General features: G+C 39.6%; 5 protein-coding genes. 3 read left to right on the top strand and 2 right to left on the bottom strand.

Features of this window, described 5'->3' with window-relative positions; all coding sequences use genetic code 11:
* The first annotated feature begins 765 nt into the window (after positions 1 to 765).
* The 3 genes from CJ305_RS18090 (at position 766) to CJ305_RS18080 (ending at position 5,053) form a co-directional block, all read left to right on the top strand.
* Positions 766 to 2,343 (top strand): AAA family ATPase, encoded by a 1,578-nt coding sequence (locus CJ305_RS18090; protein WP_015979259.1) that lies wholly within the window; start codon positions 766 to 768, stop codon positions 2,341 to 2,343.
* A complete protein-coding gene (locus tag CJ305_RS18085; protein ID WP_000735931.1) occupies positions 2,340 to 3,230 on the top strand; it encodes an HNH endonuclease signature motif containing protein in 891 nt (296 codons plus the stop codon). Before CJ305_RS18090 ends, CJ305_RS18085 begins: the two co-directional genes overlap by 4 nt.
* 590 nt (positions 3,231 to 3,820) lie before the next feature.
* Positions 3,821 to 5,053, top strand: a complete 1,233-nt coding sequence (locus CJ305_RS18080) for a hypothetical protein (protein WP_000162952.1) — start codon at positions 3,821 to 3,823, stop codon at positions 5,051 to 5,053.
* 128 nt (positions 5,054 to 5,181) lie between these two features.
* Here CJ305_RS18080 and CJ305_RS18075 read toward each other — a convergent pair whose 3' ends face one another.
* The gene (locus CJ305_RS18075) at positions 5,182 to 5,754 is read right to left on the bottom strand and encodes a tail fiber assembly protein (RefSeq protein WP_425277498.1); all 573 of its coding nucleotides are present in this window, start codon (positions 5,752 to 5,754) and stop codon (positions 5,182 to 5,184) included.
* Positions 5,755 to 5,765: 11 nt separating this feature from the next.
* The gene (locus tag CJ305_RS19865; protein ID WP_015979257.1) at positions 5,766 to 6,710 is read right to left on the bottom strand and encodes a phage tail protein; all 945 of its coding nucleotides are present in this window, start codon (positions 6,708 to 6,710) and stop codon (positions 5,766 to 5,768) included.
* Positions 6,711 to 6,822 lie beyond the last annotated feature (112 nt).

Genomic DNA, 6,822 nt, shown 5'->3' with positions numbered 1-6,822 from the left:
TTAGTATAAAAAAGCTGAACGAGAAACGTAAAATGATATAAATATCAATATATTAAATTAGATTTTGCATAAAAAACAGACTACATAATACTGTAAAACACAACATATGCAGTCACTATGAATCAACTACTTAGATGGTATTAGTGACCTGTAACAGAGCATTAGCGCAAGGTGATTTTTGTCTTCTTGCGCTAATTTTTTGTCATCAAACCTGTCGCACTCCAGAGAAGCACAAAGCCTCGCAATCCAGTGCAAAGCTTTGTGTGCCACCCACTACGACCTGCATAACCAGTAAGAAGATAGCAGTGATGTCAAACGACGCAGCTGACTTCTTTTCTTTCACGACTTCCCCACACCCAGCATGCATACCTTTCCGCCATAACTGTAGTGAATGTCTGTTATGAGCGAGGAGCGGAAGTTAACACTTATGAAAAATGGCTACGAAGTCCGTGGCTATCTATCGGCTTATTAGTACTTGAAACGCTTCTTCAGAAGCCTGAAGAGCTAATCGTTCGGCGATACTATATATGCATTAATAGACTATATCGTTGGTATAAACAGTGCACCATGCAACATGAATAACAGTGGGTTATCCAAAAGGAAGCAGAAAGCTAAATATGGAAAACTACAATACGATGCCCCGTTAAGTTCAATACTACTAATTTTTAGATGGAAAACGTATGTAATAGAGAGTAACTTAAAAGAGAGATCCTGTGTTGCCGCCAAATAAATTGCGGTTATTTTAATAAAATTAAGGGTTACTATATGTTGGAGTTTAGTGTTATTGAAAGAGGCGGGTATATTCCTGCAGTAGAAAAAAATAAGGCATTCCTACGAGCAGATGGTTGGAATGACTATTCCTTTGTTACAATGTTTTATCTTACTGTCTTTGATGAGCATGGTGAAAAATGCGATATCGGAAATGTTAAAATTGGTTTTGTAGGTCAAAAAGAAGAAGTAAGCACTTATTCATTAATAGATAAAAAATTCAGTCAACTCCCTGAAATGTTTTTTTCCTTAGGTGAAAGCATTGACTACTATGTTAATCTCAGCAAATTAAGCGATGGTTTTAAACATAACCTTCTTAAAGCTATTCAGGATTTAGTAGTATGGCCAAATCGATTAGCCGACATTGAAAATGAAAGCGTCCTTAACACCTCATTACTTAGAGGGGTAACTCTTTCAGAAATTCATGGACAGTTCGCACGTGTGTTAAATGGTTTGCCAGAATTGTCAGATTTCCACTTTTCATTTAATAGAAAAAGTGCTCCCGGATTCAGTGATTTAACTATACCTTTTGAGGTGACGGTTAATTCTATGCCCAGCACGAACATTCATGCTTTTATCGGGCGGAATGGGTGTGGTAAAACAACAATTTTGAATGGAATGATTGGTGCAATCACCAACCCAGAAAACAATGAATATTTTTTCTCTGAAAATAATAGACTTATCGAGTCAAGAATCCCAAAGGGATATTTTCGATCGCTTGTTTCAGTTTCGTTTAGTGCATTTGATCCTTTTACTCCTCCTAAAGAACAACCTGACCCAGCAAAAGGTACACAATACTTTTATATTGGACTCAAGAATGCTGCCAGCAATAGTTTAAAATCACTAGGCGATCTCCGCTTAGAATTCATTTCAGCATTTATTGGTTGTATGAGAGTAGATAGAAAAAGACAACTCTGGCTTGAAGCTATCAAAAAACTAAGTAGTGATGAAAACTTTTCAAATATGGAACTCATCAGCCTCATTTCTAAATATGAAGAGTTAAGACGTAATGAACCACAGATTCAAGTGGACGATGATAAATTCACTAAATTGTTTTATGACAATATCCAGAAATATCTGCTTCGAATGAGCTCTGGACATGCAATTGTTTTATTTACTATCACAAGATTAGTAGATGTCGTTGGCGAAAAGTCATTAGTTTTATTCGATGAACCAGAGGTTCATCTGCATCCACCTTTGCTCTCTGCTTTTTTACGAACATTAAGCGACTTACTCGATGCACGCAATGGTGTAGCAATAATTGCAACTCATTCCCCAGTAGTACTGCAAGAGGTTCCAAAATCCTGCATGTGGAAAGTCCTACGGTCAAGAGAAGCAATAAATATTATCCGTCCGGATATTGAGACATTCGGTGAGAACTTAGGTGTTTTAACTCGTGAGGTGTTTTTACTTGAAGTGACAAATTCTGGATACCACCACTTATTATCGCAGTCCGTTGATTCAGAGCTTTCTTATGAAACCATTCTAAAAAATTATAATGGTCAGATAGGATTAGAAGGTCGAACCGTTTTAAAAGCGATGATAATGAACAGAGATGAAGGTAAAGTACAATGAAAAAACTACCTCTTCCAGCGAGAACTTATAGCGAAATGCTTAATAAATGCTCGGAAGGTATGATGCAGATAAATGTTAGAAATAATTTCATTACTCACTTCCCCACTTTTTTGCAGAAAGAACAACAATATAGAATATTAAGCTCGACAGGTCAGTTATTTACCTACGACAGGACACACCCTCTTGAGCCTACAACCTTAGTAGTTGGTAACCTGACAAAGGTTAAATTAGAAAAGCTTTATGAAAATAATCTCCGAGATAAAAACAAACCCGCTAGAACATATTACGATGACATGCTTGTTTCATCAGGTGAAAAATGTCCATTTTGTGGTGATATAGGACAGACAAAAAATATAGATCATTTTCTTCCTATTGCACATTATCCTGAATTTTCGGTGATGCCTATTAATTTAGTTCCATCGTGCCGCGACTGCAATATGGGAGAGAAAGGTCAAGTTTTCGCAGTAGATGAGGTACACCAAGCGATTCATCCCTATATCGACAAGGACATTTTTTTTCGTGAGCAATGGGTATATGCAAATTTCGTTTCCGGAACTCCGGGTGCTATCAGTTTTTATGTTGAATGCCCGGCGAACTGGAGGCAGGAAGACAAACACAGAGCTCTTCATCATTTCAAGCTATTAAATATTGCTAACAGGTATCGTTTGGAGGCAGGGAAGCACTTGAGTGAAGTGATTACTCAAAGAAACTCTTTCGTAAAAGTTATAAGGAAATATAGTTCAACCGCAACGTTTCAGCAGCTACAGTCAGAATTTATTGAAGCAAATCTGAAACCTATTATAGATTTGAATGACTTCCCCAATTATTGGAAAAGAGTTATGTATCAGTGCCTAGCAAACTCGGAAGATTTTTTCAGAGGGATCTAGAATATGATGAAAGATAGAAAATTACGACGCTTATCGGAAGTGAACGAATACTTTTTATATGAGGAGGGCTGTTTTTACAAAATCCGGTAGTAACTTGCTAACCAATTCCTAGGCAGGTCATTGGCAACAGTGGCATGCACCGAGAAGGACGTTTGTAATGTCCGCTCCGGCACATAGCAGTCCTAGGGACAGTGGCGTACAGTCATAGATGGTCGGTGGGAGGTGGTACAAATTCTCTCATGCAAAAAATATGTAAAATCGGTAGCAACTGGAAATCATTCAACACCCGCACTATCGGAAGTTCACCAGCCAGCCGCAGCACGTTCCTGCATACGACGTGTCTGCGGCTCTACCATATCTCCTATGAGCAACGTGTTAGCAGAGCCAAGCCACAACTCTAATTTTAATACATAATGAATGATAATAATAATATTAAAAATTTCCTGTGTAACTAATTTACTATATGGTTTCTGATAAGAATCATTGCAAAGATCAAACAACTTGTATTACATTGACAGTTAAGCAGTTAATTTTATCACCTCTAAAATATATCAGCATCTAGCATGCAACCTATCAAAATGGAGAGTTTTATGACTAAAAAACCATGGGAAAGAAGACTTAAAGATTTATCGCACTTGCTCAAATGCTGCATTGATACATATTTTGACCCTGAATTATTTCGCTTGAATTTGAATCAATTCCTCCAAACCGCAAGAACAGTAACATTTATTATTCAAAAAAACAAAAACCAGATTATAGGATATGACATTTGGTATAACAATAATGTTATTGAAAAATGGAAAAATGATCCATTAATGGCTTGGGCTAAAAATTCTCGCAATACGATAGAAAAACAAGGCGATTTAGAAATGTATAGCGAGGCAAAGGCTACTCTTATTTCATCTTACATTGAAGAAAATGACATTGAGTTTATTACAAATGAAAGTATGTTAAACATTGGTATAAAAAAGTTAGTCAGACTTGCACAAAAGAAATTACCTTCATATTTAACTGAATCATCTATTATTAAATCAGAAAGACGATGGGTCGCTAATACGCTAAAAGATTACGAATTATTACATGCCTTAGCTATAATCTATGGCAGAATGTATAACTGCTGTAACTCTCTTGGCATACAAATAAACAATCCAATGGGTGACGATGTGATTTCGCCAACATCATTCGACTCTTTATTTGATGAAGCCAGGAGAATAACTTATTTAAAATTAAAAGATTACTCCATAAGCAAATTGTCATTTAGCATGATACAATATGACAATAAAATAATTCCTGAAGATATTAAAGAGCGTCTAAAACTGGTAGATAAGCCTAAAAATATCACTTCGACAGAAGAGTTAGTTGACTATACAGCCAAGCTTGCAGAAACGACTTTTTTAAAGGACGGTTATCACATTCAAACATTAATTTTTTATGATAAACAATTCCATCCAATTGATTTAATCAATACAACATTTGAAGATCAAGCAGATAAATATATTTTTTGGCGTTATGCAGCTGACAGAGCCAAAATAACAAATGCCTATGGCTTCATTTGGATATCAGAGCTATGGCTCAGAAAAGCAAGCATCTACTCCAATAAACCAATACATACAATGCCAATTATAGATGAAAGACTTCAGGTAATTGGAATTGATTCAAATAATAATCAAAAATGTATTTCATGGAAAATAGTTAGAGAAAACGAAGAAAAAAAACCGACTTTAGAAATATCAACAGCAGACTCAAAACATGACGAAAAACCATATTTCATGCGTTCAGTCTTAAAAGCAATTGGCGGTGATGTAAACACTATGAACAATTGAGTCATAGAACTTCCATTATTCTCCTGAAGATAATAATCGCCAAATAAACCAATACTCAGCTTTACAATATACTAACTAACCGCAGAACGTTATTTCATACAACGTTTCTGCGGCATATCACAAAACGATTACTCCATAACAGGGACAGCAGGCCACTCAATATCAGGTGCAGTTGATGTATCAACACGGTTCAGCAACACCCGATACTTCTTCCAGGCTTCCAGCAACGAGGTTTCTTCCTTCGTTGCAATTTCCAGATCTGCAGCATCCTGAAGCGGCGCAATATGCTCACTGGCTACCTGCATCAGGCTTTTTTTTGTTTCTTCCGCCTCCCGGATCCGGAACAGTTTTTCTGCTTCCGTATCCTTCACCCAGGCTGTGCCGTTCCACTTCTGATATTCCCCTCCCGGCGATAACCAGGTAAAATTTTCCGGTAACGGACCGAGTTCAGAAATAAATAACGCGTCGCCGGAAGCCACGTCATAGACGGTTTTACCCCGATGGTCTTCAACGAGATGCCACGATGCCTCATCACTGTTGAAAACAGCCACAAAGCCAGCCGGAATATCTGGCGGTGCAATATCGGTACTGTTTGCAGGCAGACCGGTATGAGGCGGAATATATGCGTCACCTTCACCAATAAATTCATTAGTTCCGGCCAGCAGATTATAAATTTTTATGGTCCGTGGTTGTTCACTCATTCTGAATGCCATTATGCAAGCCTCACAATATAGTTAAATGCAATGTTTTTGACGGTGTTTTCCGCGTTACCCGCAGCGTTAACGGTGATGGTGTGTCCGTGTGAACCAATACTGAAAGAATGGGCATGAGCACCGATAACAACCGGATGCTGGTGCGCACCAATACCAACTGTATGCGCATGTGCACCGGCACTCACGGCTGTACCGGACAATGAGTGACTGTGGCTGCCCTGACTGTCCGTTTTCGATAAATAAGCAATACCCTGTGTGCTGGTTCCTTTAACTGTGGATAAACTTCCTGTAATGGTTGCTGTTCCATACTGACTCCAGCCAGAACTGTTCATCCTTAAACCACTTGTGTGGGCATGAGCACCCGCGGCCCCTGTTGAACCGCTCAGACTGTGAGCATGAGCCCCCGTGTTATTCGTCGATTTGGTGCCGTAATCGAAACTGCCTGTTGTTTTCGTCCCGTAATCAAACGACGATGTGGTTTTCGTCCCCAAATCCGTACCGGATGCACTGGCACTGTGGGTGTGCGACTTAATTCCATCCTGTTCCTGAGACAATACAGCACGACCGCTGGCGGGTTTCCCCTTGATTGTCCAGCCTCGCATATCAGGAAGCACACCCGATGGATACGCGACAGCAAGTTTTGGGTAGGCTGATTTGTCAAACGCCTGCCCCTGCATCAGGACGTAGCCAGACGGAACGATATCTGATGGCCACGGGATCGGCGCACCTGCCGGAAAGGCCGAATTCTCACCGGCCCCAAGGTATTCAAGAACATCTGCAACGGAATTTTTTGCCAGAATATCCCTGCCAACCTGAGTCAGTTCAGTCAGGCTGGCGGCATCATTTTCCGCAAAATACGGTAATTTATTTTTCGCCGTGGAAAGCCCTGCCAGCGCCGTCAGTGTCGCATTCTTCGGTTGTTTACCCGCAAGCGCGTTAGTCATGGTGGTAGCAAAATCTGGATCATTCCCGAGCGCTGCGGCCAGTTCATTCAGCGTATTCAGTGCGTCAGGTGACGCGTCGATAACATCTGCAATCGCGGCCAGTACAAAAGCG

Source organism: Leeuwenhoekiella nanhaiensis, from assembly GCF_002744755.1.
In the GTDB taxonomy this organism is placed as follows: domain Bacteria; phylum Bacteroidota; class Bacteroidia; order Flavobacteriales; family Flavobacteriaceae; genus Leeuwenhoekiella; species Leeuwenhoekiella nanhaiensis.
This window is presented reverse-complemented; position numbering and strand designations above follow the sequence as displayed.